We start from the raw sequence: 26,951 nt of genomic DNA, 5'->3' as shown, positions 1-26,951 counted from the left end.
GAGTTCCTTCGAAGCATGCCCGTGCAGCATATGGGGACGGTTCCGCGGCCTGTTTTCCGCCCCGATACGAGGCGGAGTACGGAGCCCGTCCGTTTCGTGGTCGACACTTTTTTGTTGGAGGCACGAAGTGCCTCTTCGGAAGATCCGAGGTCGAATTCGAGAAGGAGGTCGAAGGGTGTGAACGGGAGCAGACTGGGTTGGGTGTGGTGTCTCTTGGCGTCCTCGTTGATCCTGCTGGGCGGCTGCGGCGGCGGAGGGGGGAAGGGCGGCTCCGACTCCGGGGATCTGCCTCTGCCGGGGTCCGGGGAGGAGATCTCCATCGAGGTCCTGGAGGGGCGCTGGACCGCCGTCGGCGGCAGCGGAACGGCGACGCTCCCCGAGGGCAGGGGCGATTTGAAGCTGGATTCCGCCAGCGCACAGTTCGAGGACGTGACCCGTACGGGCGATACGGCGACGATGGTCGCATCGGCCTCGTTCACCGTGGATCTGTACCACGCGGGAACCTATATCGGGACGGAAACGATGCCGATCGGGCCGGGCCGGATCGAACTTCGTCGCGCCGGAAGGAACAAATGGCGGTCGCCGCCCGATCCTGAGGGGGGGATGACGCTGGTCCTGCAATCCGAGACCGAGGTGCACCTGACCCTGGAGGTGAGGGACGCCGGCGAGAGCTACAAGCTCAACTGCCGCTTCCGAAAGGACTGAACTCGTCCGACGCGGCCCCGGTACGACCGGGCGCGGGGGGACGGTGTAAGGGGGGCGGCCTTTGGGCCGGCCCCTGTTTTTTCCTGCGCCCCCCTGCCGGGGGCGTTCATCGCCCGATGCGAAGGTATTTTTCCGGGACCTCGACCTCCGTGATCCCCAGGTACCCCCGGCCGAGGATGTAGATGTCCTGGTTCACCAGCACCACGTTCCTGAGGCGGGTGCCGGTCCCCGGGTCCACGTAGCGCACGGCGCTCCACCGGGCGCCCGGCGTGTGCGCTTCGTAGCAGGCCTTCAGGTCGTCCAGGCTCTCCAGGCGGGCCTTTCCCTCGACGCATCGCTTGCCGAACTCCGCCAGGGCCACGATGTTCGTGAAGTCGTAGGAGAACGTCCCCGTCCCGATGCGGCTCCCGGCGCCGGCCTCCACCACGGAGCGCTCCACCTTTTTGAGGATGGCGGGCCAGTTCCCCTTCTCCTTCGAGAGGTCGATCCCCAGCGCCCCGGGCAGCCCCATGACGGGGGAGAAGAGGTCCACCACGTAGCCGCCCAGGGAGACGATCCGCATCAGCATGGGCTCGATGTGCGTGTAGTTGGTGCACAGGAAGGCCGTGTCCTTGCCGTACTTGTTCAGCCAGGTGGGCATCTTCTCCAGGATGAACTGCTGGGCGCCCGCCATGCCGACGTCGCTGAGGGGGTCGGGTGCCGTCTCGAAGAAGAACTCGAGCCCCAGGTCCTTGCAGGCCTCCTCCATGATGACGCGCCTGCGCCCCAGGGTCTCGAAGCTCATGTGGCGCGGGAAGGAGATGTGGACGAACTTCTTGGCCCCGACGCGCTTGGCGGCCAGGGGGATCAGGTAGCCGCGGCTGAAGCTGTCCGCGTTCACCACCAGGTCCGCGGCCGTGCCGGCGATGTTCAGGTCCTCGTGGGCCTCGCCCACGAGCAGCAGGATGTCGGGGCGCCGTTCCCGGACGCGGCGGAGCCCTTCGGTTGTGCCCGGAACGCCCTGGCTGATGACGATCACCTTCATCTTGGGGTCGTCGGCGAGCCCCACCAGCTGGCCGATGGTGGTCTCCATCTCCGAGACGAACCGGTCGGGGTACGTGACGTGGACGATCATGCCCCCATGCTTGGTGCTGCCGTATCGGTTGATCAGGCTCTCGGCGCCGCGGCTGGCGTCCTCGGTCGCCGAGACGGTGCCGGTCATGATGCCGATGTGGAAATCGGCCTGGGCCAGGGCGGGGCCGGAGAGGACGGCCGAGAGCAGGAGCGCGGCCAGGAGAAGGAGCGCCCCGCCGGGGCGGGGGAGGGGAATGCGGGGACGGACGTATTGCATGACGATCACCTCATCTTGATGGAGGCGAACAAAAAGAGCACTGTCCTCGACAGCGCTCCGCGATGAGTGTAGCTTGAACCTCAACAGCGGACGCAGCCACGCATCGTACGATCCCTCGTTTCGTTCCGCAGCGACATCCCATCTGCGGACACTTGACGCGCATGGCCTACTCTGTTTGCAGCCTTCGTAAATTGTCCCGCCATTATAGAGAGGAAAGGGGGGGATGTCAACGGAGTCCGCCGATCGAAACGGGACCGCGTATTTTGGAGGGATAAGATGTATCATATTCCTGAAAAGCGCGGCAGTTTTTGGCTGCGCCTGCCCGGGCTCTTCCGTTTTGCGGCGGAGGGCTCCGGACGCGCGGGCCTGCTGCAGGGGGGCCGGCGACGCTCTGTGACGAAGGGGGATTGCGGAGATGGCTACGATTGGCGCTTACGATGCGGAGAGCTTCGGGAGGGTCCACAAAACGCCCGTCCGGACCACGGTGGAGACGCTGTTCTACGGCAACAACGTCGAGAAGGTGAGGGCCCTGAAGGAGGCCTATGCCCTGGCGAAGGCCAGTCCCGGAACGGTGGAGCTGACGGGCATGTCCGTCTACCGTCCCGAGGAGCTGGAGCTCCCGCCGGGGGCCAACGTCCTGCTCTTCAACGACGGCACGATCTTCGGCCGGACCGCCGCCGCCCGCCGCATCGTGGGGCATCCCGGCGTGGACGTCGGCAGGATGGCGGGGCTCCTGCGCGAGGCGGTCTACGGGCTGCGCGGCCGGACGCTCTACACGGCGGACGCCTACGTCGGGCTGGATGAGGACTTCATGGTGAAGGCGCACCTGGCCCTGCCGAGGGGTTTCGAGAACAACCTCTACAGCTGGATGCTCAACTTCCAGCACGACAACGAGCGATACCGCGGGATGTACGCCCGTTCCCGGCCGGTCTCGGATGTCGACGGCGACATCTTCATCTTTGCGGACCCCGACTGGACGCACCCGGACTTCCCGCTGGGGCTGGCGTTCTTCTCGCCGGAGGAGAACTGCGCGGCCGTCCTGGGCCTGCGCTACTTCGGGGAGCTGAAGAAGGGGACCCTGACCCTGGCCTGGGGGATCGCCGCCCGCAACGGCTACGCCGCCTGCCACGGCGGGCTGAAGCGCTACACCACGCGGTCGGGAAGGAAGTTCGTCATGGCCGTCTTCGGCCTGTCCGGCTCCGGCAAGTCCACCCTCACCCACGCGGCCCACGGCGGCAAGTACGACATCACGGTCCTGCACGACGACGCCCTGGTCGTCAACGTCCGGGACAAGTACGCCATCGCGCTCGAGCCGTCCTACTTCGACAAGGTGCAGGACTATCCCATCGGCTGCGAGGCCAACAGGTACCTCGTGACGATGCAGAACTGCGGGGCCACCGTGACGCCGGACGGAAGGAGGATCGCCGTCACGGAGGACCTGCGCAACGGGAACGGCCGGGCCGTGAAGTCCCGCCTGTGGACCCCCAACCGCATCGACCGCATCGACGAGCCTCTGAACGCCATCTTCTGGCTGATGCGCGACCCGACGATCCCGCCGGTCCTGAAGCTGGAGGGGTCCTCCCTGGGGGCGGTGATGGGGGCGACCCTCGCCACCAAGCGCACCAGCGCGGAACGCCTGGCGCCCGGGGTCGACCCCAACGCTTTGGTCTGCGAGCCCTACGCCAACCCCTTCCGCACCTATCCCCTGGGGATGGACTACGAGCGCTTCAAAAGCCTGATCGCCGACGGCGTGGACTGCTACGTCCTCAACACGGGGGACTTCATGGGGACCAAGGTCCGGCCCGCCCACACCCTCTCCATCCTCGAGGCGATCGTCGAGGGGCGGGCGCAGTGGGTGCCCTTCGGGGGCTTCACGGGAATGAGGACGCTCGAGCTCCCGGACTTCGATATCGATCCGAAGGATGAGGCCTATCGCGGCCAGCTCCGGGCCCGGTTCCAGGACCGCCTGGACTTCGTCTCGTCCCGAGCGGAGGAGCGCGGCGGCATAGACGCGCTTCCGGACGACGCTCGGGAGGTCCTGCAGCAGCTCGTCGACGAGATGCGCTGAGGCCCGGGCGGTCCCCCCGGAGGCGTGCTCCCGGGGGACCGCCCGGGACTTCCTGAATCGAATGTTCGCGGAGAACGCGCGGGCCCGTGGTCTGTGCGGCCTCCGCGAGCGCTCTCATGCCGATCTCCCGCGCACCTTTGCCCCCGCTCCCTTGACAGGGGGTTTCTCCGTGGTAGTATGTTTGTCTTGTTAAACAAAATACGCCGTCGCCGCAGCCCCGACCCCTCCGGGAGATCCGTCGTCTAGGGGAGGTCCGGCGGCCCCCGGCTGGAGAAACGATTCGGAATCATGAACGAACACCGTCCCTGCAAGCGCATCCTGCCCATTCTGGGCTTCGTCGGCATCATCGGCCTCTGGTACGCGGCGAGCACGGCGCCCGGGTGGAACCATTTTCTGTTCCCCTCGCCCGCCGTGGTCGCGGCGCGCATGGTGCAGCTGCTGGAGAACGGGGTTTTGCTCCGCCACCTGGGGGCCAGCCTGTTCCGGGTGCTCTGCGGCTTCGGGATCGCCGTCCTCATCGCCTTTCCCACGGGGGTCGCGCTTGCGCTGCTGCCCCTTTTCTCCGCCCTCGTCCGCCCGCCGCTGAACTTCCTGCGGCAGATCCCGCCCCTGGCCGTCGTGCCGCTCCTGATCCTGGGCTTCGGGATCGGCGAGGCGTCCCGGATCGCCGTCGTCGTCATGGCCAGCTTCTTTCCCGTGCTCCTGAACGTGGAGAGCGGCATCCGCCAGGTCGACCGCCGCCTTCTGGAGGTGGGGCGCGTGCTCTCGTTCACGCCGCCCGCCCTTTTCCGTCACGTCGCGTTCCCCGCGTTCTTCCCCTATTTCCTCGTCGGCGTGCGCCTGGCGCTCTCCTACAGCTGGAGGTCGCTGATCGGCGCGGAGATCGTGGCCGCCGCCTCGGGCATCGGCTACATGATCCGCGAGGCCGAGACCCTCTCCCGGTCGGACACCATCCTTTGCGGCGTCATCGTCCTGGGCTGCGTCGGCGCCCTCTCGGACCGGGCCCTCGGGGCCCTGTCCGGGCGCCTGTTCCCCTGGAGCGCCCCGGAAGGAGGGGCCTGAGGTGGTGCGCGTCGAGGAGGTCTCGAAGGTCTACCGCGGCCGGGGCGGAGCGGTGGAGGCCCTGCGCGGGGTCAGCCTGGAGTTTTCGGAGGGGTCCTTCACCGCGCTGGTGGGCAGGAGCGGCTGCGGCAAGACCACGCTTCTGCGTTTGATCGCCGGGCTGGAGCGGGAGTCCGGGGGCCGGATCGTCCGTTCCGTTCCGCGGCGGCAGGTGGGGTACGTCTTTCAGGAGCCGCGCCTCATGCCCTGGCTCTCGGTCGCCGAGAACGTCCGCTTTGCCGCCCGGGCCGGCGGGCCGGCCGGGGACTTCGGGGACGCGGACGGGATCCTGCGCACCCTGGGGCTGGCGGATTTCGCCCGCTGTCTGCCCCACGAGCTCTCCGGGGGCATGGCCCAAAGGGTTGCGCTGGGGCGGACGCTCTTCTGCCGGCCCAGGCTGATCCTGATGGACGAGCCCTTCGGAGCCCTGGACTGGTTCACGCGCAGGACGCTTCAGGCCGACCTGCTGCGCCTGTGGCGGGAGGGGGGCCGGACGATCGTGTTCGTGACCCACGACATCGACGAGGCTCTGACGCTCGCCGAGCGTGTCGTGGTGCTGAGGGAGGGGCGCTTCGCGGGGACGTTCGGCGTCGACGGGGAGCTTTCCGCGGAGGCGCGCATGGAGCTGCGCGAGCGGATACTGGCCGCCATAGAGCTGGGCGACGCTGGGTCCGGCGTCGCGCTTCCGTTTTTTGAGGGGGCCTCTCGGCCCCGACATGAAGGAGGACGATCATGAAGAAGGTTTTTGCTCTTGGGCTCGGTGTTCTCATGTCCCTGTGTCTGCTCTCGGCCGGAGCCGGGGCGGCGGAGAAGTCGCTGGCGATCACCTACGTGAAGTCGCCGCTCAACATCCCCTCCATTCTGGAGAAACGCCTGGGGCTGCTGGAGGCGGAGTTCGGCCCCTTGGGCTACTCGGTCTCCCACCCGGAGATCACGTCCGGTGCGCAGCAGTCCCAGGCGATGGCCGCAGGGTCGGTCCAGGTCGCCAACTGCATCGGCGGGACGTCCCTTCTGATCGCCGCCGCACAGGGGCTGGACATCCGCATCGCGGGGATCTACTCCCGCTCCCCCAAGAGCTTCTGTCTGGTGGTCAAGGACCCCGCGATCCGCAGCGCCGCCGACCTCGAGGGCAAAAAGGTCGCCGGCCCCAAGGGGACGGTGCTGCACCAGCTGCTCCTGGCGGGCCTGAAGCGGGAGGGGGTGGAGGCCTCTCGGGTGGAGCACATCGAGATGGGGATCCCCGCCGCCGTCGCGGCCCTGATGAGCGGCTCGATCGACGGGGCGCTGGCCGCGGGGCCCCTGGCCCTGAAGGCCCTGGAGGGCGGCGCGCGCGTGCTCTTCAACGGCGAGGGGCTGGTCGAGGGCACCATCGTCGTCGGGGTGAGCGGTGAGGCGCTGAAGGAGCAGGGCGACCTGGCGAAGCGGATGGTCGACGTCCACCGAAGGGCCCTGGCCTATGCCGAGGAGCACCCGGAGGAGACCGTGAAGATCGCGAGCGAGGAGACGGGGCTCTCGCCCGAGCAGGTGCGGGAAATGGCGAAGCTCTACGACTTCGACCCCACGGTGCGGCCGGAGGACCTCGCCGAGCTGGAGAGGACCATGCGCTTCCTCGTGGACGAGGGGCTGGCCACCCGATTCGTGGACCCCGCCTCTCTGGTGGTCCGCTGATGGAAGGCTGTCTGGCCCCGGAAGGGCTCTCCATCCCCTTCGAGTCGGATTCCGTTCGGCTGCTTGCCGAGTACGGGGATGTCGCCGCCTTTCACGGGGGGCGGTATCCCGCCGGCGTCGCTCTGGGGTTCAAGGCCCTGACCCTGGCCCAGCAGCTGCTCTTTCCCGGGGGCGGGAACTTCGTTCGCGAGCGCTGCACGGTCGAGACCCCCTTTCCGGGCGGCGGGTTTCGGGACGCGGCGGAGATGGTCCTGAGGAGCGTGTCGCGGGACCGCTACCGGCTGGATCTGGGCCTTCCGGTCCCCCAGGGGACCGTGCCCGCCCCCGTGGAGGGACACTTCTTCTTCCGGTTCCTGCAGGATGGCGGATGCGCGGAGTTCTCGCTTCGGCCGGGGCTGGTCCCTGAGGAGTTCTATGCCGTCACCGAGGACCTGCACCACGGCCGTGGGGACCCGGAGGCCGTGGAGGCGCGCGCCCTGGAGCTGCGGCGCGCCATCGCTTCCGCGGTCCTGGTCCTCGACCCCTCGGAGCTCTTCGTCGTCCACGGCGCCAGGGCGGCCGAGGTCCTGCCGGAGGGGGCCGAGCCGCCCCTGCTGGGGGATGCGGGCTCCCTGAGCCTGATCGATCGCGGGACGTATGCGGTGACGGTGGAGAGCCTCCGCCGCCATCACGGAAATGCGGCCCTGTGCGGCCTCTGTCTGGTCTGGTCGCTGGTGCGCCAGCTCGGAAGGCACGCGGGCGTCGATGCGTTCGAGCGCCGCTCGGTCGGGGTGACGGCCGGGGCCCGCGGCCCGGGGATTCTGGATGGCCTGGAGTATCTGTTCCGCGGCTTCGGCGAGGGGCGGGCGGCCTTCGACTTCGGGTGGGCCGAGGGGCTCGGCGCCCCTAGGGCCCCGATGGGAAGCGGGGCCTTCGCCTTCCGGTTCGCGCTGCCCGGCCGCGAGCCGATGACCTTTGTCCTGAAGGACCGGTACGTCCCGCACGGGTATTTTGCGCTCTGCGAGCGCAAGGCCGGTGCCCCGGGTGCGTTTGGCGAGGAGCCGGAGCGCCGGCGGCTTCAGCTCGAGTTCGCGCAGCTTGCCCTGAGCGAGCCGGAGCTGTTCGAGGTCCTGCCTTAGCCGCTGCGCCCTCGCCGATACCGGCGGGGGCGCGCCCTTTCGGGGGCGCTCGGTTCGGGGACGGCTTCCTCCCCTCGCGCTCCATTCTCCTCGATGGCAAGGCGATCTTTTTCTTGACAAAATGCCTCCATGGAGATATTTTGTTGTCTTGTTGATTCTGCGTCTCAATTGCAGGAAGGAGGACACGGACGGTGGTGGAAGGGAAAGGCCCCCATGATTCCCGAAGGTGCACGAGACAAAAAAACTTGATCCTGCGGTGTCTGGACGGCATGAAGGGGGTTCACCTGACCGCGGAGGCGCTCGTGGACCGGCTGAAGGGTTCGGGCACCCCCGTCAGCAAGGCGACGGTCTACCGCTATTTGTCCGAGCTCGAGGACGCGGGGCGCGTGCGGCGCTACCGGGGGCCCGAGGGCGGGCCGGCCCGTTTCGAGTACCTGGCCGAGCCGGCGGAGGGGGATTGCCACCTCCTCTGCGAGTCGTGCGGGACGATGCTTCACTTCGACGGCGAGCCTCTCCGGGAGGCCTTTCACCGGTTTGCGGACCAGAATGCCCTCTCGATCGACGAGAGCAAGCTCATCCTTTACGGGACGTGTCCGGGGTGCGTCAGGCGTCGTCGTCCGTGAACCGTCTCCGGGCCGTGTGTACGGGCGTTTTTACGGAAACGCCGATGTCATTTCGTTTTGGGAGGTTACCGATTTTGAGGATTTCGAGAACGTTTGCGGCGGGGTTTTTGTCCTTGGCCCTTGCTCTGGCTTTGGGGACTGGAGGCGCCGCGGGGGCGGCGGAGGCCGGGGAAAAGCTGTCGGTGGTGTGCAGCCTCTTTCCCCAGTACGACTTCGTGCGGCAGATCGCGGGGGACCTGGCGGTCGTGCGGATGCTTCTGCCCCCCGGGGTGGAGAGCCATACCTTCGAACCCCGTCCGTCCGACATCAAGATGCTGAACGACGCGGACGTGTTCGTGTTCACGGGCAAGTACATGGAGCCTTGGGCGGAGCGCATCGTGCGGAGCCTGGACAACAAGAGGCTGATCGTGGTGGACGCGTCGCAGGGCGTGGAGCTCCGGAAGGAGCATGAGCACGAGCACCATCACGCCCCTGCCGAAAAGGATGCGGTCCGGAGCCGGGACGAGCACGCGGAGGAGGCGCATCACCATCATCACGAGTACGATCCCCACATCTGGCTGGATCTCTGCCATGCCCAGACGATGGTGGACACGATCCTGGCCGGCCTGATCGAGGCCGACCCGAAGCACGCGGAAGTCTACACGAAGAACGCCGAGGCGTACAAGGCCCGGCTGGCCGAGCTGGACGGGGAGTTCGCCGCCATCGTGAAGAAGGGCAGGCATCGGACCCTGGTGTTCGGCGGGCGTTTCGCCTACCTCTATTTCCTCAAGCACTACGGGCTGAACTACGTGACGGCCTACGACACGTGCTCCTCGGAGGGCGAGCCGGGGGTGCAGCGCATCGCCCAGGTGATCCGGTACATGAAGAAGAAGGAGATCCGGAGCCTCTTCCACGAGGAGTTCGTGATCCCCAAGGTCGCGCAGTCGATCGCCGAGCAGGCGGGGGCCGAGCTGCTGCTGTTCAGTACGGCCCACAACCTGACCCGGGAGGAGTTCGAGAAGGGCGTGACCTTCCTGGACATCATGAGGGCCAATCGGGACAACGTCGAGAAGGCCCTGACCCGTTGAGGCGAGGTGCCGATGTGAGTTGCCCGGAAAACAGGACACTTTTGGCGCTCTCGGACGTCTCCATCGCGTACGGTTCCCTCCTCGCGGTGGAGAGGGTCTCCCTCGACGTCTCCGAGGGGGACTTCCTGTGCCTCGTCGGGGCCAACGGCTCGGGGAAGAGCACCCTGATTCGCGGCATCCTGGGCCTGACGCCTCTGGCGGGAGGCCGTATCGAGCTGAGGTCCGGGTTGGAGGGCACGGCCTATGTGCCCCAGATCGAGAGGGCGGACCGCGATTTCCCCGCGACGGTGCGTGAGATCGTGATGACCGGAACTCAACGCCGGGGCCGGCGCGCGCCCTTCTACACCCACGCCGACAAGACGGCCGCGGCGGCGGCCCTGTCGGCCTTCGAGATCGCGGATCTGGCGGATCGGCGCATCGGCAAGCTGTCGGGCGGTCAGATGCAGCGCGTCCTTCTGGCGCGGGCGATGTGCCGGCAGCCCGAGCTGCTGTTCCTGGACGAGCCCTGCTCCGGTCTGGACACCGACAGCAAGCGCAGCTTCTACGACCTCCTCGCCCGGCTTCACCGGGAGCGGAGGACCACGATCGTGATGGTCTCCCACGACCTCGACGAGGTGGGGGAGCGCGCGACGCGGGTGGCGGTGATGGCCCGCCGCCTGCTCTTCGTGGGCTCTCCGGAGGCGTGGCGGAGCGGCGAGTGGAGGGACCCCCTCCTTGGGGCCGGGCCCTCCGGACGGACGTTTGCGGAGGTGCCGGCATGACGTTTCAGGAGGTCCTGGAGATCCTTTCCTATCCGTTCGTCACGCGGGCTCTGATCGTCGGCGTGATGGTGTCGCTCTGCGCCTCCATCCTGGGCGTGATCCTCGTGCTGAAACGCTACTCCCTGATCGGGCACGGGCTTTCCGAGGTGGGATTCGCGGCGCTCTCCGTGGCCCTGGCCTTCAATCTGCCGCCGCTCTACGTCTCGACGCCGCTGGTCATCGCGGCCTCGTTCGTCATCATGTTCGTGAGCCAGCGCAAGAAGGTCGGCGGCGACGTGGCCATCGGCATCGCGGCCTCGGCGGCCCTGGCCTTCGGGGTCCTCGTCACCGCGTTGACGCGCGGGATGAACCTGGACGTCTGCGGCTACATGTTCGGCAGCATCCTGGCGATGACGAACGAGGACGTGATGCTCTCCGTCGCCCTCTCCCTGTTCGTCACGGGCCTGTTCGTCCTCTTCTACAACCGGCTCTTCCTGATCACGTACAACGAGGACTACGCGCGCTCGCTGGGGATCAACGTCACGCTCTACCAGTTTCTGATCTCGTTCCTCACGGCTCTTACGGTGGTGCTGGGCATGAGGATGATGGGCACGCTGCTGATCTCGAGCCTGATCATCCTGCCCGCGGTGACGGCGCGCCGGCTGGTCAGCAGCTTCCGGGCGCTCGTCGTCCTGTCCGCCTGCATCTCTCTGGTCTGCTTCGCCGCCGGCCTGACGCTGTCCTTCATCTGGAACCTGCCCACAGGTGCCAGCATCGTGTTCGTCAACGTGGCGGCGTTGATGGGGGCCGTGCTCGTTTCGCGCCTGATGGGACGCACGGCCTAGGTCCCGGAAAGGGGGTGTCGACTGCAACCATGAAGCGGATGTGCGCCGCGCTTTGGTCCCTGTCCCTTTTCTTCGTCGCCGCAACCGCGTCCGCAGCTGCGGACGGCAAGCCGGATTACGTGATCCGCGAAAACTTCTTCGTGGGGATGATCACGGACATCTTCATGAACATGAGCGACTACGAGGGCAAGACGCTCCGGTACGAGGGATTCGTCCTGCCCATCTCGGAGGAGGACTTCGGCGAGGGGCCCGAGAAGTTCGCCGTCGTGCGCATCGCCACCTGCTGCGGGCCGGACGACGTGCCCATCGGCTTCGCCTGCATCTGGAACGAGATTCCGCCCGAGGACACCTGGGTGCGCGTGACCGGAGTGCTGCGGAACCGCAAGCTCGAGAGCGGGGAGGAGTACCCCTATCTGGAGGTTCGGGAGCTCGAAAAGCCGGCGAAGCGCGGCAAGCAGAAGGTCGCCATGTGATGACGGGCCCCGGCCACCGCGTTCTGAACTTCATGGTCCTGGGGGCCCTGACGCGTTCGGTGCCCGCCGCCCTCTTCGGCCTGCTGGGCGGGGCCTTTCCGGATACGGTCGAGTACCTGATCTGGGGGAGCGGGCGCAACCGGCACCACCGCAGGAGCTCGCACTGGTTCGTCCCCTGGCTGGCGGGCTTTCTGTTCTGTTTTTTCGTGGGGGCCGGGGGGAGGGTGCCCACCCTTTCCGGGCTCGTCGGCGCGAGAGCGGAGGCGGTCTGGGGCTGCGCCGCCTTCTGGTTCCTGGGCTGCCTCCTGCATGTGCTGGGCGATGCCTGCTGCGGCAAGGTGCCGCTGTTCGTCCCCTGGAGAAAAAAGTTCGGCCTTCGGCTCTTCGAGATGTCCCCACGCCGCGGGGAGATGAGCCGGGGCGAGTGGTTCTTCGTCGCCTTCGTGACCCTGTCGGCGCTGGGGGCGTGGCTGAGCCGGGGGGTCGTGCTGTAGGGGGGGAGATATGCTTCCCTGGGCCGTGGGCTTTTAGCGGGCATGGAGCCCTTCCCGGTTGGGGGCCCAGCGCGTCTATTCCTCGTACTCCACGTTGAAGAGGTGCAGTTTTCCCTTCACGGGGAAGGGTTTCGGCACGCGCCGCGGGTTGGTCAGGAGCCACGCATACCCCTCGTACTCAAACGAGGCCAGATCGAAGTCCTCTCCCAGAATTGCGCAGAATTGTCTCTCCCCGACGCATTCCGCGAATTTGAGCGCCTCCTCCGGAGCCTCCGTTCTGGAGGGGTACGGTTCAATTTCGGTCAGGTCCACCACGCATACGGCCACGCCGTTGGGAAACTCGCGTTCGAACTCCTCGCGCTCCTCTTTGGTCGCGCCGCGTCCCAACGACAAATTACCCTGTGAACTCGCACAGATCAAAAGTGGACCGCGATAGTCGGTCTTCCATGTCCACAACTCCAGAATCTTCTCGCCCGTCGCGATGAACTCCGCAAAGGGCTGTTTCACAGAAAGTGCCTTCATGAACGGCGTGCCTCCTCTTCCGGGGCAGGGCCCCTGGCCGAACCTCTTGGGTGTCCCGAACGTTTTCCCAACCTCCATGATCCGTTGCAGGAAACGCCCGACGTTTTATAATCATGATTGAAACACGAAGCTGTTGGGGTGTGAAGCCCTTAAGGCTCGGGACTCGTAAATCAAAAGGAGGATGTTCCAGAATGAGGAGTGGATTCGGAAGGCGACTGGAAGTCTTGAGACTGGCCCTGCTTGTGCTGGCGGTGTCGTTCGTGGGGTCGGGGACCGCTGCCGCGAAGGGCGACTGGGGCCCCGAGAGGGCCTACCTGTCGGAATACACCGATCTGAAAGCGGAGGCCCTTGGCCTTGCGTCGGTCGAGGAGCATCTGGCCCGGATGGCCAAGGACCTTGGGGCCGAGGGGGCGAAGCGCCCGACGCGGAACCTGACCCTGTTGGACCTCGCCCTGAAGGCGGGCGGTGTGGCGGAACTCGTCCATACGGTCACCCCCCAGGAGGTCAAACGGCTTTCGGGCCGGCTGGAGGAGCCGGACGCCCGAAATCTCGTCGTGGCGAAAAACCTCGGTTGGGTCGGGGACGAGAAGGCCTGGACGTCCGGGACGGCCGTCAGCTCCCGCGAGGCGGCGCGTCTGCTCTATCGCGTGATCGAGCTTGCGGACGGAGGGGCCCGTGCCCTGGGCCGGTCGGACGACCCCGACATCTACGGCCGGATCCAGTCGGCCTGGGACTCCTTCCGGCTCTTCGACGGAGGGGGGCTCTTCACCCTGGGGGTGCGGGCCATCGCCGAGGGGGCCTCGACCGGCTACAACATCAAATCGGATGTCTACGACGTCCGTTTCGCCTCCCCCTACACCCTGCAGTACGGGCACAGCGACATCCGGCACGCCAAACAGCTCATCGCCCTCCTGAACGGAAAGGGCCTTGTCGCGAAGGTGGCGCTGGAGCCCAAGACGTCGTCCTATCGCTACCTTCTGGAGTGGGGCCCCGTGCCGGAGCCCTCGCGCTACTACAGGGTCGACAAGGTGCGGGAGGACCTCTACCTCGCCAGCGCCCTGGAGTACGACCTGAAGCTGGAGTTCCGGTCCGTTAAGGAGAAGGACGCGTTCGACGCCCTCGTCCGGACCTACGCCAAGAAGAGCGATGCGAACCCCGACGGCAAGGGGCTGCTCCACGGCGCCTGGTGGCAGCCGCTCTACACGTCGCGCACGCCCATGGGCGACGGCTACCGCGAGGTGGTGGAGAACGTCGTGCGCTCCCAGGCGGGGGGCGGCTATCGCATTCATGCCTTCGTCCTCAAAGAGGAGGAACGGCGCTTCCGCAAGGCCTTTTTGGCGCTCGACCCCTCCCTGGAGATTGCGGTGCGGCCCCTGTGGTGCAACGAGGCTTTTCATCGCTACCTGAAGGGCGAGCACCAATAGGTCTTGGTATCGCAAGCTGACGGAGTACCCCCGGAACAGCGGTGTGCCGAGGCTTAATGGCAAACGAGTCCGTCGCCTGCTGCGAATGATGAGTATTGCTGCGCTTTATCCCAAGCCCAACTTGAGTAAGAGGCTTCATGCGGAGTACGTTTGCCCGTATGGTACAGTCGCTGTATAGTGGATTACGAGGTCAGTGAGAGCTTGGATAAGAGCTTTGTGATACGCGGCCTGAATCAGGCATTGTCCCGTCGTTGTTCAATGATGTCAACCTATAAGTGTTCAGTGAAAAGGCCCCCCCTCTGCCGCGGTAGGTCTTTTGGATAATATCGGCATGGAGCAGGAGAGAGTGACTTTGTCACAAAAAGATATCAAGCGCATCAAGGTCTTGGAGATGGTGGTCAACGGGATGATGACCAACCAGGAGGCGGCGGAGGCCTTAAAGCTCTGTCGGAGGCAGATCATCAGACTTAGGAAAAAGTACCTGGACCAGGGGGAAGCGGGCATCATTCACGGGAACAGAGGCAGACATCCCCTGCACAGGATTGGAGAGCACATCCGACTCAAAGTGCTCGGTCTATACCGGGAAAAGTATCATGACTTCAATTTCTCCCATTTCACCGACAGCCTGAAGGAGGTCGAAGGGATAGACTTAAGCCGTTCGAGCGTCGTGCGCATTCTGAGCGCCGAGGGATTCACAAGCAAGAAAAGCGTCAGGCGCAAAGCAAAACTTCATCGACCTCGGCCACGAAAACAGGCTGCAGGCATGCTCTGGCAGACCGACGCTTCCAGGTTCGAGTGGTTCGGCAAGGGGAAGGGCTATGCTGCCCTCCACGCCTACATCGATGACGCCACAGGACGGGTCGTTGGCGCCTGGTTCACCAAGAACGAGAGCACCGCAGGATATGTCGCCGCTCTGAGCATCGGACGGGAACGGTATGGTCTGCCCATGGAGATTTACAGCGACAGGCACACGATCTTCCGTTCCCCTCAGAAATCCTCCGAAGAAGAGGGCGAAGAACGCTCCTTGAGCAACTTCGCACAGGGGTTGAAGGACCTTGGCATAGATCAGATCTTTGCACTCACCCCGGAGGCAAAGGGGCGCATCGAGCGCCTGTGGAACACCTTGCAGGACAGGCTGACCGGGGAACTGAGACTCCTTGGCATCAAAGACATAGATGAAGCCAACAAGGTCCTGCCCAAGCTCATCGCAAAACACAACAGGAAGTTTGCCGTTCTGCCCGCAGAACAGGAGACCGCCTACGTGAAGCCTGTGGAGAGGGTCGATGCCGATTTCCTCTTCGCTCGACGCCAAACGCGTAAAACAGATGGGGGCGGAAGCTTTTCCTACAGGGGACGAACCTATGCCCCCAGTACCCCTGAGAAGGGCTCTATGGCCCACGCTTCCGTGGAGGTCAGGGAGACTCTCTCGGGAAGGATATGGGCCGTTTGCAAGGGCCGGCGCATCGAGATGAAGGAGGTCGAAAGGCCGAAGCCCGCCGCCTCGAACAAAACCGCGAAGGACAAAGGGGCGAGGCTTGTGAACGCTCACAAACCTGCCCCCGACCACCCCTGGAAGCGCTCTTTCAGGAAAAACTCTCTCCCTATCTCGGAACTGGGGGAACCAAAGGTGACTTTTTCTCTGGCTATTGACAGAATTTGTAAATAACCCTTGACTTTCTTACATAGAATGCGGCGTGATATTCAGGAAAGGTGGGAATGGTGATGCAATCTGCAGAATTTGGCCATGTTGTAGCTGAGTTTTATAGAATGGCAGATGGAGTGAAGGAACAGTTATCCAATATACTCAACCTGCTGGAGGATGGACGTGTCCCTGATCAGAAGAGCATCTCGGAATTTGATGCAGCAATGGAGAGGCTGCAAGAGCAATATGACGCCGTCTATTCATTGACACAATCTATGGTCGCTGATGGGGAACTTCCAACTGAGGGGTGCTCCATCAGTGAGTGCGTACAGGCCGTCGATGCAAGCAAACTTCAGCAGATCAAAGCACAGCTGCGGGAGATAGAAACCGTTCTTCAACGCTTCGTTGATGTCAGATCATTGATGGCTGAGTGTTCACAAGCACTTGCTCCCTATCAGGAAAAAGCCTCCCAAATGCTTCAACAGCTCAAAAACAATTATTCTGCCATTTCCCCAGAAGTTGTTGAAACGTCAGATGGCCACAGGATTTTCCTTAAAATCCTTGATGAGAAAAACCTTCAGTCCGAAGAAAAATTTAGGCTTCTTGAGAAGGCCGGGAGCATTTACCCTCAAGTTGTGCAAATTGGCCTTGCCATGGGGCAATATTATATTCCTGATGGAACGTCAGCAGAACCGGTCAGTTCTCAGACTATAAACGAAAATGTGGGTAGAAACTCCACTCCAAACGAAGGCAGGCTTCATCCTAAGACTCTGGAAAAAGAACCTGAAATCGCAATTACGGATGAGAACTCTTCGAAGGAACTGTTTCACGCCAAAACAAAAGTAAAAGATGGACTGACCCTCAGCGCGAAATCCTTTACAGGTGATGTTTCTAATGTAGCGCGAATATACCATAAGGCTCACTTTATCCTACCGTTTTTTACACACCTTGGTGCATTAACCGTCGATCAGATTTATGAAGTTGGAATTGCACTCGACTTTCTGGATGATCCAGCAGATAAGCCTGATATTAGCGCGACTAAAATTAAAATTTCGATCAAAAACACATTGGACGAGTTAATCGCAAAGAACTGCCTTGTTGCTTATGAAACGGATGCTCAGCAACCGGAGCGGGACGTTTATTGTCTGACACACTATGGACATAGATGTCTGGCAAAAAGTACAATCGTCAACCTTAAGTTGAGTAAGTCTGGGAGGAGTTTTTGGGCACTGCCTTTAGGCCATCATCCACTGCATGGCGGTGATACCATCGAAAAGAATACCTTAAATTCTGCTGTCAGCCAGAACAATTTGCTGTTAAATTACTTGCATGGGATGAAGGAACAGCTGTCCAGGGAGGAATACAACAAGATTACTGCTTCAATATCATGGAAAGAGAATCATTTCTCCGTCGTTGTCCCCTGGGAAGGGGAAAACTTCAGCTGTCAGATAATTGAGTCTGTCTGCGATGCTAAAGACAGTGCGGAGAATATCCTGATCATAGCGGATACTCTGGAGGAAGTAAACGACAGCTTCTACAAAAACCGTGAATGCTTCATCTTCAATCATGGTAAATTGACCCGATGCTGTGATACAGTTTCTGATGTCGCAAATGCGGTTGAACCCGATAACATTACTGACGCTGTCAACAAAATGCCTGGACAAACAAAAAAGGCAGAAGAACCTGCTACCGACGTTAGTTCGACCGGAGAACCTGCTGCTCTGGAAAGTCCGGAAAAAAGGCAGGAGGCCCCAGAAGGGGAGGCAACAACTCTTGAGACGATCTATGATGCCCTGGGAAATGGTGATGTAGTAAAGGCATCACAGATTATCCTGGATGCCCAAGTTCTTCCTGACGATGATCTTATGGAGGAGTTAATCTTCGCACTGCTAAAAAGCGCGGGGAATGAACCTGAATCCGAGGTCAACTATCGTGGAATAACCAGGGCAATCCTTCTCGCCAAGGCGGCTTCGTTTGAGAAAAACTACCCCAAGAGCAAAAAACTTTACCAGCAGCTTTTGCTGGCGACAAATCTGCCGTTGGACAATGTCGATTATACGGGGATAAACTTGCTTAACGCATTCCCCACCCCCATGAATAAGACAGAAAGTATGATGCTTTCTGCTTATCTGTATGGACTTTTGTTCCCCAATCAGACGCGTGATTACACGTTATGGTCCCAGGCGGATCAATTGCTGTCAGATTATGACTCTGTTTTCCCGTCCTACCCAGCGCTTAAGTCTCTTTTCAACACACTTTGTAATGTCAAAGATACAGTTGCGGATGGTTTTACAGATACTGTACTAAGCCTTTTGGGGGACAAGGCAGAGAGCACTGCATTTGTGGAGAGGCTGCAATCCGAGGCAGAGACACTGATGCATCACAGAAAAACGGCTGTTGGAATTAAAATCAATGGCCTGCCCGAAATGTGCAGCGCCTGTTTTGGCCACAGCAGCGATCTTTATACCTGCTTAGAGATCATACACGAAAACCGCAGAAGCGAAAAAGAGCTTGTTAAAAGTGTCCTTGCTGAGTATTGCGATGAGGGTGAGGATTCTTCGCTTGAGCTGTCAGAACAAAAAATTGATCAAAAACTTGATCAGGAATGGGCCAGGACCAGACTGGGAAACAATATGATCAGGCTTACATCTTTACAATACGTTGCAAAGCAGCAAATCTTGAACGCCTTTTACAGGCGTCTGAGACTTATGAAAACATGGTGCGAAATCGAAGATGTAGAGAACCGTCATTACAATACCGGCAGAATCTACAACCTGAGGACGGAGATTCTGAGTGTCCTCAATGAGCTAACTGCTGACCTCACGCCAATGTATAGATCAGACGAACCGTGTATTCTGCTCCGTATGCTTGATCTTATGCGGCGGCGCCTGCAGGGTGATCGTGAGGAGACCTTGCCCTTTGCGGATTTATTGTCCACAGGGATCATTTCTCTGGACGATGATGGTATTCCCGTCATGGACGAGTCGTTGTGCGATGTTAAATACTATGAACCTTGGCGCAATGTGTTGCGCCATATCACCGCGCCGGTCCTCAGCCTGAAAGAAGCAAGGGATGAGGTGTTCAGACGGGGCTCTTCCATGCAGGATAATCTGCATCAACTGTTGATGATTGAAAACTATCTGAGCGGTCCGGGACATACTGTCTCCAGACAGGACATAATCAGTGCCCGAAAAACGGCGGAAATCAGGACAAAAGAATTCAAGGATCGCCTTGAACTGGATTACACCTTTTATCGCATTGATGAGGACTCCAAGGAAAACCTGTTTGACATCCTGGAAATGTACAGAGAGAACTTCTTCCCAACCCCTGAGCAGGATGTGGACGAGCCCAGAGATTTTGGCTGCTGGGGGCAGTTTCTGCATGCCCTGGGACAGCAAATTGAGGATTTTACTGCGCAACGGCAGTCCGAGCTGCGTAAAGATCTGTCGGAACGCAGGGCCAGATTGCATGCAGATGGAACATCATTGCTTCTGGAAGAGGCTGAAAGGCTGCTGGAGCAGGACAAAAACTTTACTGTTGCTGAGGAGTATATCAATCGCTTTGATAACGGTGAGACGCAGTTTTCGGAGGATGAATTGACGGCAACGCAGGATAGCGGCGAGGGATTGTCTGAATTCCTTTCCGATGAAAGCTTCGAGCCTATTTATAACACATGTCGTCGCAACACGGGGAAACCGCTGAAAAAATTTGGAGTAGACTATGTTATTCAGGCCATGAAGGCGAAAACAACATCCGGCGATTGGACCAGCAGGTTGAGGGATGACAGTCAGACCTTTCTTGAGAACTGGCCTGTAAGCAAGGATATTGCGGGTACGGACAGTCAGCTCAGGGCATTCTTTTCATCTCTAGGTTTTACAGTGAATGGAATCAAAAAAATATCAGGTACGAAGGAAGAGCAATATAGCCTTCTTGTAACAAAGGTAGACGCAAATCGGACGGATTATAACCATCCTATTGCTGCTTTCGGAACACAGATGAAGTCGCCGCTTTCTGTTCTCGTATTGTACGGGAAGCATCCTGCCAGGGAGATCATAGAGATTCTAGCTTCTATGAAGAACCCCAGTGGGCCTGTTATCGTCCTTATCGACCATTTCCTCGATAAGGCGGAGCGCAGACAGGTGGCTGAGACGTTCCATACACAGACATCGTGGCAGCGCCCGTTTTTGTTGATTGACCGGGTGCTTGTACTGTATCTTGCTATGCACCAGTCTGCCGAACGCCTTCCTTCCATGCTTAAGTGTACGTTGCCATACACAACATACCAGCCGTTTTTGCGTGACGGTGGGGCAGTGGCAGAGGAGATGTTCTTTGGACGCCGCAGTGAACTTGCCTCAATCCTGCAGCCAACAGGGGCTTGCGTGGTTTATGGCGGTCGCCAGCTTGGCAAGACAGCCCTGCTCCAGCGTGCTGAAAGCCGTTTCCATGCCCCTGAAAATCAGGCTTATGCGGTGTTCAGCGATATCAAGGATTACAAGCAGGAAGGACCGCTTGTGGAAAAACTCTGTGGCGACATTACGGGAAAAACGGGGTTGTCTTTCACCTCGTGCAATACATTGAAGGGGTTATGCGACCAGATTGGCGCGATGTTCCGTAAACACAAGATTGCATCAATGCTGCTCCTTATAGATGAGGCTGACAACTTTCTGGAGGCCATCAGTAAGGTTAAATATGCCCCTCTGCAGCCATTGATTGAATTAAAACGTGTTACAAAAAATAACTTCAAATTCGTGCTGGCCGGGCTCCATAATGTTTGTCGCGCTAAAAATGCCACGGCGCTCAATGGTATATTTGGGCAGTTAGGGAGTTCGCTTTGCATCAAGCCGCTTTCTCCAATCGATGCCATACAACTGCTGTCAAGGCCGCTGCGCTATCTCGGGTTCCAGATTGAAAATCCGCACCTGGAAACCATCCTTACAAACACAAATTACTATCCAGGAATTCTCCAGTTCTTCGGCTATACCCTTGTACAGACATTCATGGATGACTACGAAAAATATTATAACGTCAACAACAACCCGCCATTCCCTCTCAAGGAGGCTCAACTTGGCTCCATTATGAACTCTGCGGATTTAAACAGGAGCATCCGTGATAAGTTTCAGTGGTCACTTGACCTCGACGAACATTATTCCATGCTTGCCCGTTGCATCGTTTTATTGCATTACTATTATGCTGGCGAACGCCGCCTTGGGTTTACGGTTGATGACATCAAACAGGTCGTGACTTCCTATGATATCCATTGCCTGAAGGAAAAAAGTTCTTCAGAGCAGACAGTACTTCTGGACGAAATGGTTGATATGGGGATTTTAAGTAAACCCAGGCAAGATTCCAACCCGTCTGTCGCGTATCGTATGCGGCGTCATGCTTTCATCGATTATGTAGGAGCCAGCATAGAAAGCATTGAGAAGGACATTCGTGACAACAACAAAGCAGAGGTCTCTCATGATGACAAGTGATCAGTGGGCAAATTTCTGGTGGAACAGTATTACGGGACCCCATACGGTCATATTGAAGACAGTAGATGCATTGCTTGATAAAAACACGGTCGTGCTGACGGTTCCGGAAGATTTGCCGTGGCGCCACTCCATGCGTCAAATTTCTGAATCGGAATTTAAACAACACGCCAATTCAACAAATACACTCATTCAGTTTCTGGACGATGACGAAGAATGTTCCAGAGATAGGGAACCCGGCAGGTACCTTCTGGAGAATATTGTTCGTGACCCTACCGTACGAAACGGGTATCGTGAGAGTGCCGGAGTCACAATCCAGGATTACCTTGTCCAGAATAGGGCCCTTCAAAATTGTGTCGTGTGGGTTAAGGGGCTTGATGGTAACCGTGCTTCAAAGTGGATAGAGTTCTGTAGCAAATATACAGTACATTCCGTTGAAGATGGTCTTTTTGTGCTGGAGGTAAAGGATAACGTTTTTGTTCCCAACAGAAAACAATTGAAAAGTATTAAATTCAGCGATTACGTTGGCGGCTACGATTTGCAGCTTTTTAACAGTTTTGTCCTGGATGATCCGGACGGACGATTTCCTTATGGCGACAACTGGAAAAAGTATATTGCAAATGTTGCCGCCCTCCTGTGCGGAATGGATGCCGAAGTTTCTGAAAGGTTGATCGGCACCACGGATTTCAAACACGAAGAACCGTTGGAGAGGGTACGGTGTGTCGCGGATATGCCAGAGTTTGAGCGCAGAGGTAGTAACGTTGCGAGCACTCATATTCTTGCCTGCTCACGGCAGGGAAATGTCGCCGAACTGAAGAAAAGGCTATGGACGGCACAAGTGCAGGTACTTTTCCCGCTTATTGAGATTGAACGCATGGGGGTTATCCAGCAGCTACGCGATGAAATCGATGTTGCTTTAAAGGAATTATCCTCCGGGGGGTGCCCTATGAAGCAATACGAGAAAGAAGTCGAAACCCCGGAGGATCTTGACCTCGGTGGGCTGCATTATATGCTTCACCAAAGAAAAGCAGATCGAATGTATATGCTGTATCTCCCGGATGAAAGCCTTAGAAAACGCATCGATTTCTTACGTTGCTGTCGCAATACTCTGGCACACGCAAATTGCTGTACAGTTGCAGAAGTGCAGGAACTTCTCGACGGACACCAAAATTGAGGCGAGGAACCCATTTTAAACTTACACATTAACTCGGTAAAGGGTGCGGCCGCTTGGGGTCACAAAAATGGTCTTGAATTTATAATCTAGCGAGAATATTTTACATGCAGGAGATGTGCCGGTTGTGTCAGTTCATGCAACAATGTTGGCCATTCCAACTCTGGTAGCGGAGGATAAGGTTGTCGAAAACATTACTGTTAAACTGTAGAATAATTTGGGGTTGCTTACATACAAACCGGGTGTGGTGCAACGAGGCTTTTCATCGCTACCTGAAGGGCGAGCACCAATAGACCCGGGGTCTGGCCCGGCCAAGGCGGGGAGCTTCGGCTCGGAGGAGGTCATGGCCCGTGTGCTCGGGGCCTTCGAGAGGAGGGGGACGAGATAGGACGGCAAAACGTGGATTCCCTGCGTCGGGATGCGATGCACATCGTCCGGGAGGCCATCGGGAGGGTGCTGCCCGAGAACGCCGTGAGGGAGGCCCTGGCGTCTCGGGAATTCTCGACGCGACGGGGCCGGGGCCGTATCGTCGTCGCGGCCATCGGCAAGGCGGCGTGGCGGATGGCAAGGGCCGCCGCCGATTTTTTGGGGCCGGAGCTCGCCGGCGGCGCGGTCGTCACCAAGTACGGGCACTCGATGGGGCCCATCGCCGGGCTCGATATCTTCGAGGCCGGGCATCCTCTTCCGGACGAGAACACCCTGAGGGGCACGGAGGCCCTCCTCGCCCACGTGCGGGAGCTCGGGCCCGACGATACCGTGCTGTTTCTCGTCTCGGGCGGCGGGTCCGCGCTCTTCGAACGTCCGCTGGACGGGGTGTCGCTCGACGATCTCGTCGACGTGACGGAGCAGCTGCTTGCCTGCGGGGCCGACATCGTGGAGATCAACCGGGTCCGCAAACGTCTCTCCTCCGTGAAGGCCGGCCGGTTCGCACATCTGGCCGCCCCCGCACACGTCCATGCGGTGGTGCTCTCCGACGTCCTGGGCGACCGGCTGGACAGCATCGCCTCCGGGCCCGCCTGGCCGGATGCCTCCACGGCGGAGGAGACCCTGGCGATCGTGCGCAAGTACGGCCTCTCGCTGCGTCCCCGTCTGATCGGGCTTCTGGAGCAGGAGACGCCCAAGCGTCTGGACAACGTCACGGCCGTGGTCACGGGCAGCGTGAGCGCCCTCTGTGCGGCTGCGGAGAGATCCGCGGAGGAGCGGGGCTACGCGCCCCTTGTCCTCACCACGACCCTGAACTGCGAGGCCCGGGAGGCCGGAGCGTTCCTGGCCTCGCTGGCCCGGGAGGTGCATGGGACGGGTCGTCCCGCGGCAGCGCCCTGCGCCCTGATTCTGGGCGGGGAGACGGTGGTTCGTCTGACCGGAAAGGGCAAGGGCGGGCGCAATCAGGAACTGGCCCTTTCGGCCGCGCGCGGCATCGCGGGGCTGGCCGGGACGGTCGTCGCGTCCGTCGGCTCCGATGGGACGGACGGGCCCACCGAAGCGGCGGGCGGGATCGTGGACGGGAACACGGCCGAACTGCTGAGGGGGCGGGGGTTCGACATCGAGAGGGCCTTGGCGGACAACGACTCCTACACGGCACTGGAGGCCGTGGGCGGACTGGTCGTCACGGGGCCGACCGGGACGAACGTCAACGATCTGACCCTGGTGCTCTGCGGGCAAGGAAAAGGATGACGGTTTTTTGACTCCCTGCCGTCGAGGACCGCGGAACCCCCAGGTTCCGCGGTTTTTTTGTGGAAAAATGTAAAGACTGATAAAATAACAATACGGTACGGATTTGCGGCGAATGCCGAGGAGCGGAAGAAGCGTATGCGGTCTTCCGCGCCGTTTCCCGGCAACCCGGCCGGGCCGTCCGAGTTTTGTGAAAGGGGAACTTCGGCCATGCGACACTCCTGCTCTGTGGCTTTGTGCATATTGGCGGCGTTGCTTCTGTGTTCCCTCGCCGCGCCGGCTCACGCCGTTCGCGTCGAGCCCGATCCTGAGGTGCACCGGGTGCTGGGAACGCTCTACGCGCTCGCGACGGCGATCAACCTGCATCGGTCCGTGTCGGAAGGGCTCCCCGAGCCGGTCCACCTGGAGCGTTACCTCCGGGCGGACAGCCTTCCCGAGGGCTGGCCGGACTCCGTCCGGATCGCCGAGTCCTCGGGAAGCTGGTGGGTGGGCATTCCCGTACCCGCCTACTCGACGGCACGCAAGTATCTGAGGGCCAACGCCTCGGAGCTCGGAGTCCACGACGGGGCCGGCGGCATTCCCTGGATGGGCGGTTCCCTGGCTTGGCTCGCGGCGGTGCGTCCGGATCCCTCCGGGAAAGGGGCCCGGCCCTTCGGTGTGAGGATCGCGGAGGGGTGGGACGAGGACAAGAGCGCGCTCTTCTTCGGCACGCCGAGCACGGATCGGTTCTGGTGGAGCCCTCTGCTCCTTTCGGATTCGGCCCGGAGTACGGCCCTCAAACGCTGGGGTCGTGCCAGTGCGCCCGAGCTCAGGATCCCCCGGGCGCAGGCGGAGGAGCGCGAGACCTTCAAGGCATCGCCCGTGGGCCTGCCGGAGGAGTTCGGTGTCAGCGCCGACCGGGAGCCCGGCCCTTCCATGGAGATGGGCGACGTGATCCTCAATCCCATCCCGCGGCCGCGCAGCAATTGATCGGGCGCCTAGGCCTCCGGAGGGGGCTGGCGCGTCTGCGGGCGTCGCCGGCCGAGGGTAGGGATAAAGCGTTCCGGCGAATTCCGTTTTTCTCGTTTGGACGGTCGGGCTGAAGTTTTTCGGCGGAAATTTTGTGGGTGTTGTTACGGGTCGAGACAAAAACGAATAGGGAGGGGTATTTCATGAGGAAAGGGTTGTTGTTTTCGGTTGCGGTCCTGTCCATCCTCTGCGTCGCGGGGGCTGTTTTCGCCTCCGATGTTCTGGTCGGCGCCTGCATCTACAAGTTCGACGACACCTTCATGACGGGGGTGCGCAACAACATGAAGGCGGAGATGGAGAAGCTGGGGGGCGAGCTGGAGATCGTGGATTCCCAGAACAAGCAGCCGGTCCAGAACGACCAGGTGGACACCTACGTCACCAAGGGCGTCACCGCTCTGGTCGTCAACCCGGTGGACCGGACGGCCGCCGGCCCCCTGATGGAGAAGGCCAGGGCCGAGGGGCTGCCGATCGTCTTCATCAACCGCGAGCCGGACGCGGAGGTCATGAAGGCCTACGACAAGATCTGGTACGTCGGTGCGCGGGCGGAGGAGTCCGGCACGCAGTCGGGCGAGCTGATTGTGGACTACTTCAAGAAGAATCCGGATGCGGACAAGAACAAGGACGGCAAGATCCAGTACATCATGCTGCGCGGCGAGCAGGGGCACCAGGACGCCACGCTGCGCACGGAGTACTCCATCAAGGCCATGAAGGACGGCGGTTTCGACGTCGAGGAGCTGGGCAGCGATACGGCCAACTGGGACAAGGTCCAGGGCACCGACAAGATGAAGGGCTTCATCGCGGCGGTGGGGCTGGACAAGATCGAGGCGGTCCTGGGCAACAACGACGACATGGCCCTGGGCGCCATCGAGGCCCTGAAGGCCGAGGGGTACAACATGGGCGACCCCAAGAAGTACATCCCCGTCGTGGGGGTGGACGCCACGGCCCCGGCGCTCGAGGCCATGAGCAAGGGGACCATGCTGGGCACGGTCCTGAACGATGCGAAGAACCAGGGCTGGGCGGCCGTGCGGATCGCCTTTGCCGCCGCTCAGGGCAAGGCCATCGACAAGGAGGCCATCGGCTACGAGGTCACCGACGGCAAGTACGTCTGGATCCCCTACGTCAAGGTGACGGCCGAGAATTATAAGGAGTTTATGTAAGCAGACGACCAGCTCTCTGCGGGCTTGAAAGCCCGCAGATGCTGTGTCGGTCGCTTCTTGAATGGCGCGTCGAGCGCTTATGCCGAAGCGAGGCCCATAAGCAGACGACCGCCAAACGCGGTGCGCTGTGTCGGTAGCTTAGAGGTTTTATCAGTTGCCGCATATCGACTCAGGCGGCCGCCTCTTCAAGACCGTCAGGTCTTGAATGGCGCGTCGAGCGCTTATGCCGAAGCGAAGCAGGTGGCGGGCGAACATCATGCGCCAAGTCGCTCGCTTTTGGCCAAGCGGCCGGCAGCGACTCTGCGGAATGCCGTTGTGGGAAAGGAATAAGCTGGTCCTTTTGCGCACTTCTTCGTTCAACCGAACGCGCCCGCCGGACGAATCCCGGCGGGTTTTTTCGAATTTGCCGTCGAACCGGAAAAGGGAGATGGGGCAATGAGCGAATACGTTCTCGAGATGAAGGACATCACAAAGGTGTTCCCCGGGGTGGTCGCACTGGACAAGGTCTCTCTGAAGGTGCGTCCGGGGACCGTGCACGCCCTGATGGGCGAGAACGGGGCCGGTAAGTCGACGCTGATGAAGTGTCTGTTCGGCATCTACCGGCCCGACGGCGGAGAGATACGGCTGGAGGGCAGGCCGGTGGTCATCCGGTC

General features: G+C 60.8%; 22 protein-coding genes and 1 riboswitch. Of the genes, 20 read left to right on the top strand and 2 right to left on the bottom strand.

The window, feature by feature from the left end; genetic code table 11:
• The first annotated feature begins 177 nt into the window (after window positions 1-177).
• Entirely contained in the window at window positions 178-705 is a 528-nt protein-coding gene (locus tag EII26_RS07870) for a hypothetical protein (protein WP_124888610.1), read from the top strand.
• A 106-nt stretch (window positions 706-811) separates the two neighbouring features.
• Here the strand turns inward: EII26_RS07870 and EII26_RS07865 are convergent, their stop codons facing one another.
• Window positions 812-2,035, bottom strand: a complete 1,224-nt coding sequence (locus tag EII26_RS07865) for a DUF3798 domain-containing protein (protein WP_124888609.1) — start codon at window positions 2,033-2,035, stop codon at window positions 812-814.
• 82 nt (window positions 2,036-2,117) lie between these two features.
• Window positions 2,118-2,211, bottom strand: a riboswitch (THF riboswitch).
• Window positions 2,212-2,450: 239 nt separating this feature from the next.
• Here EII26_RS07865 and EII26_RS07860 point away from each other — a divergent pair.
• The 11 genes from EII26_RS07860 to EII26_RS07810 all read left to right on the top strand — a co-directional run bounded on the left by EII26_RS07860 (window position 2,451) and on the right by EII26_RS07810 (window position 12,232).
• Window positions 2,451-4,103: a phosphoenolpyruvate carboxykinase (ATP) gene (locus tag EII26_RS07860; protein WP_124888608.1), complete on the top strand. Its 1,653-nt coding sequence runs from the start codon at window positions 2,451-2,453 to the stop codon at window positions 4,101-4,103.
• A gap of 288 nt (window positions 4,104-4,391) precedes the next feature.
• Window positions 4,392-5,165, top strand: a complete 774-nt coding sequence (locus EII26_RS07855; RefSeq protein ID WP_124888607.1) for an ABC transporter permease — start codon at window positions 4,392-4,394, stop codon at window positions 5,163-5,165.
• 1 nt (window position 5,166) lies between these two features.
• Entirely contained in the window at window positions 5,167-5,940 is a 774-nt protein-coding gene (locus EII26_RS07850; RefSeq protein WP_124888606.1) for an ABC transporter ATP-binding protein, read from the top strand.
• Window positions 5,937-6,872 carry an ABC transporter substrate-binding protein gene (locus tag EII26_RS07845; RefSeq protein ID WP_124888605.1) on the top strand — a complete coding sequence of 312 codons (936 nt, stop codon included), beginning with the start codon at window positions 5,937-5,939 and terminating at the stop codon, window positions 6,870-6,872. Before EII26_RS07850 ends, EII26_RS07845 begins: the two co-directional genes overlap by 4 nt.
• A complete protein-coding gene (locus EII26_RS07840) occupies window positions 6,872-7,990 on the top strand; it encodes a hypothetical protein (protein ID WP_124888604.1) in 1,119 nt (372 codons plus the stop codon). The genes EII26_RS07845 and EII26_RS07840 overlap by 1 nt, the downstream gene beginning before the upstream one ends.
• 191 nt (window positions 7,991-8,181) lie before the next feature.
• Window positions 8,182-8,613, top strand: coding sequence for a Fur family transcriptional regulator (locus tag EII26_RS07835; RefSeq protein ID WP_342447305.1), 432 nt, complete (start codon window positions 8,182-8,184; stop codon window positions 8,611-8,613).
• A gap of 74 nt (window positions 8,614-8,687) precedes the next feature.
• Entirely contained in the window at window positions 8,688-9,680 is a 993-nt protein-coding gene (locus EII26_RS07830) for a metal ABC transporter solute-binding protein, Zn/Mn family (protein WP_158612205.1), read from the top strand.
• Window positions 9,681-9,694: 14 nt separating this feature from the next.
• A complete protein-coding gene (locus EII26_RS07825; protein WP_158612204.1) occupies window positions 9,695-10,441 on the top strand; it encodes a metal ABC transporter ATP-binding protein in 747 nt (248 codons plus the stop codon).
• A complete protein-coding gene (locus EII26_RS07820) occupies window positions 10,438-11,265 on the top strand; it encodes a metal ABC transporter permease (protein WP_124888600.1) in 828 nt (275 codons plus the stop codon). Before EII26_RS07825 ends, EII26_RS07820 begins: the two co-directional genes overlap by 4 nt.
• Before the next feature lie 29 nt (window positions 11,266-11,294).
• Window positions 11,295-11,738, top strand: a complete 444-nt coding sequence (locus tag EII26_RS07815) for a TIGR03943 family putative permease subunit (RefSeq protein WP_124888599.1) — start codon at window positions 11,295-11,297, stop codon at window positions 11,736-11,738.
• Window positions 11,738-12,232: a metal-dependent hydrolase gene (locus EII26_RS07810; protein ID WP_124888598.1), complete on the top strand. Its 495-nt coding sequence runs from the start codon at window positions 11,738-11,740 to the stop codon at window positions 12,230-12,232. The genes EII26_RS07815 and EII26_RS07810 overlap by 1 nt, the downstream gene beginning before the upstream one ends.
• 75 nt (window positions 12,233-12,307) lie before the next feature.
• Here EII26_RS07810 and EII26_RS07805 read toward each other — a convergent pair whose 3' ends face one another.
• Window positions 12,308-12,754 (bottom strand): ASCH domain-containing protein, encoded by a 447-nt coding sequence (locus EII26_RS07805; RefSeq protein ID WP_158612203.1) that lies wholly within the window; start codon window positions 12,752-12,754, stop codon window positions 12,308-12,310.
• Between the two features lie 191 nt (window positions 12,755-12,945).
• Between EII26_RS07805 and EII26_RS07800 the strand changes: the two genes are divergently transcribed.
• The 8 genes from EII26_RS07800 to EII26_RS07765 form a co-directional block, all read left to right on the top strand.
• Window positions 12,946-14,178, top strand: a complete 1,233-nt coding sequence (locus EII26_RS07800) for a hypothetical protein (RefSeq protein ID WP_124888596.1) — start codon at window positions 12,946-12,948, stop codon at window positions 14,176-14,178.
• Between the two features lie 331 nt (window positions 14,179-14,509).
• On the top strand, window positions 14,510-15,844 hold the full coding sequence (locus EII26_RS07795; RefSeq protein ID WP_124888595.1) for an ISNCY family transposase: 1,335 nt from the start codon (window positions 14,510-14,512) through the stop codon (window positions 15,842-15,844).
• 50 nt (window positions 15,845-15,894) lie between these two features.
• A complete protein-coding gene (locus EII26_RS07790) occupies window positions 15,895-21,294 on the top strand; it encodes a hypothetical protein (protein WP_124888594.1) in 5,400 nt (1,799 codons plus the stop codon).
• Window positions 21,281-22,465 carry a hypothetical protein gene (locus EII26_RS07785; protein WP_124888593.1) on the top strand — a complete coding sequence of 395 codons (1,185 nt, stop codon included), beginning with the start codon at window positions 21,281-21,283 and terminating at the stop codon, window positions 22,463-22,465. Before EII26_RS07790 ends, EII26_RS07785 begins: the two co-directional genes overlap by 14 nt.
• A 396-nt stretch (window positions 22,466-22,861) precedes the next feature.
• Window positions 22,862-24,136, top strand: a complete 1,275-nt coding sequence (locus tag EII26_RS07780) for a glycerate kinase type-2 family protein (protein WP_124888592.1) — start codon at window positions 22,862-22,864, stop codon at window positions 24,134-24,136.
• 225 nt (window positions 24,137-24,361) lie between these two features.
• Complete coding sequence (locus tag EII26_RS07775; RefSeq protein WP_124888591.1) at window positions 24,362-25,102, top strand: hypothetical protein; 741 nt, start codon at window positions 24,362-24,364, stop codon at window positions 25,100-25,102.
• Between the two features lie 182 nt (window positions 25,103-25,284).
• Window positions 25,285-26,298 carry a galactose ABC transporter substrate-binding protein gene (locus tag EII26_RS07770; RefSeq protein ID WP_124888590.1) on the top strand — a complete coding sequence of 338 codons (1,014 nt, stop codon included), beginning with the start codon at window positions 25,285-25,287 and terminating at the stop codon, window positions 26,296-26,298.
• A gap of 435 nt (window positions 26,299-26,733) precedes the next feature.
• A partial coding sequence (locus EII26_RS07765) for an ATP-binding cassette domain-containing protein (RefSeq protein ID WP_124888589.1) occupies window positions 26,734-26,951 on the top strand: 218 nt, incomplete at its 3' end.

Origin of the sequence: Fretibacterium sp. OH1220_COT-178 (assembly GCF_003860125.1) — a bacterium.
GTDB lineage: Bacteria > Synergistota > Synergistia > Synergistales > Aminobacteriaceae > CAJPSE01.
The sequence above is the reverse complement of the archived record's forward strand: the minus strand, read 5'-3'. Positions and strand labels throughout refer to the sequence as shown.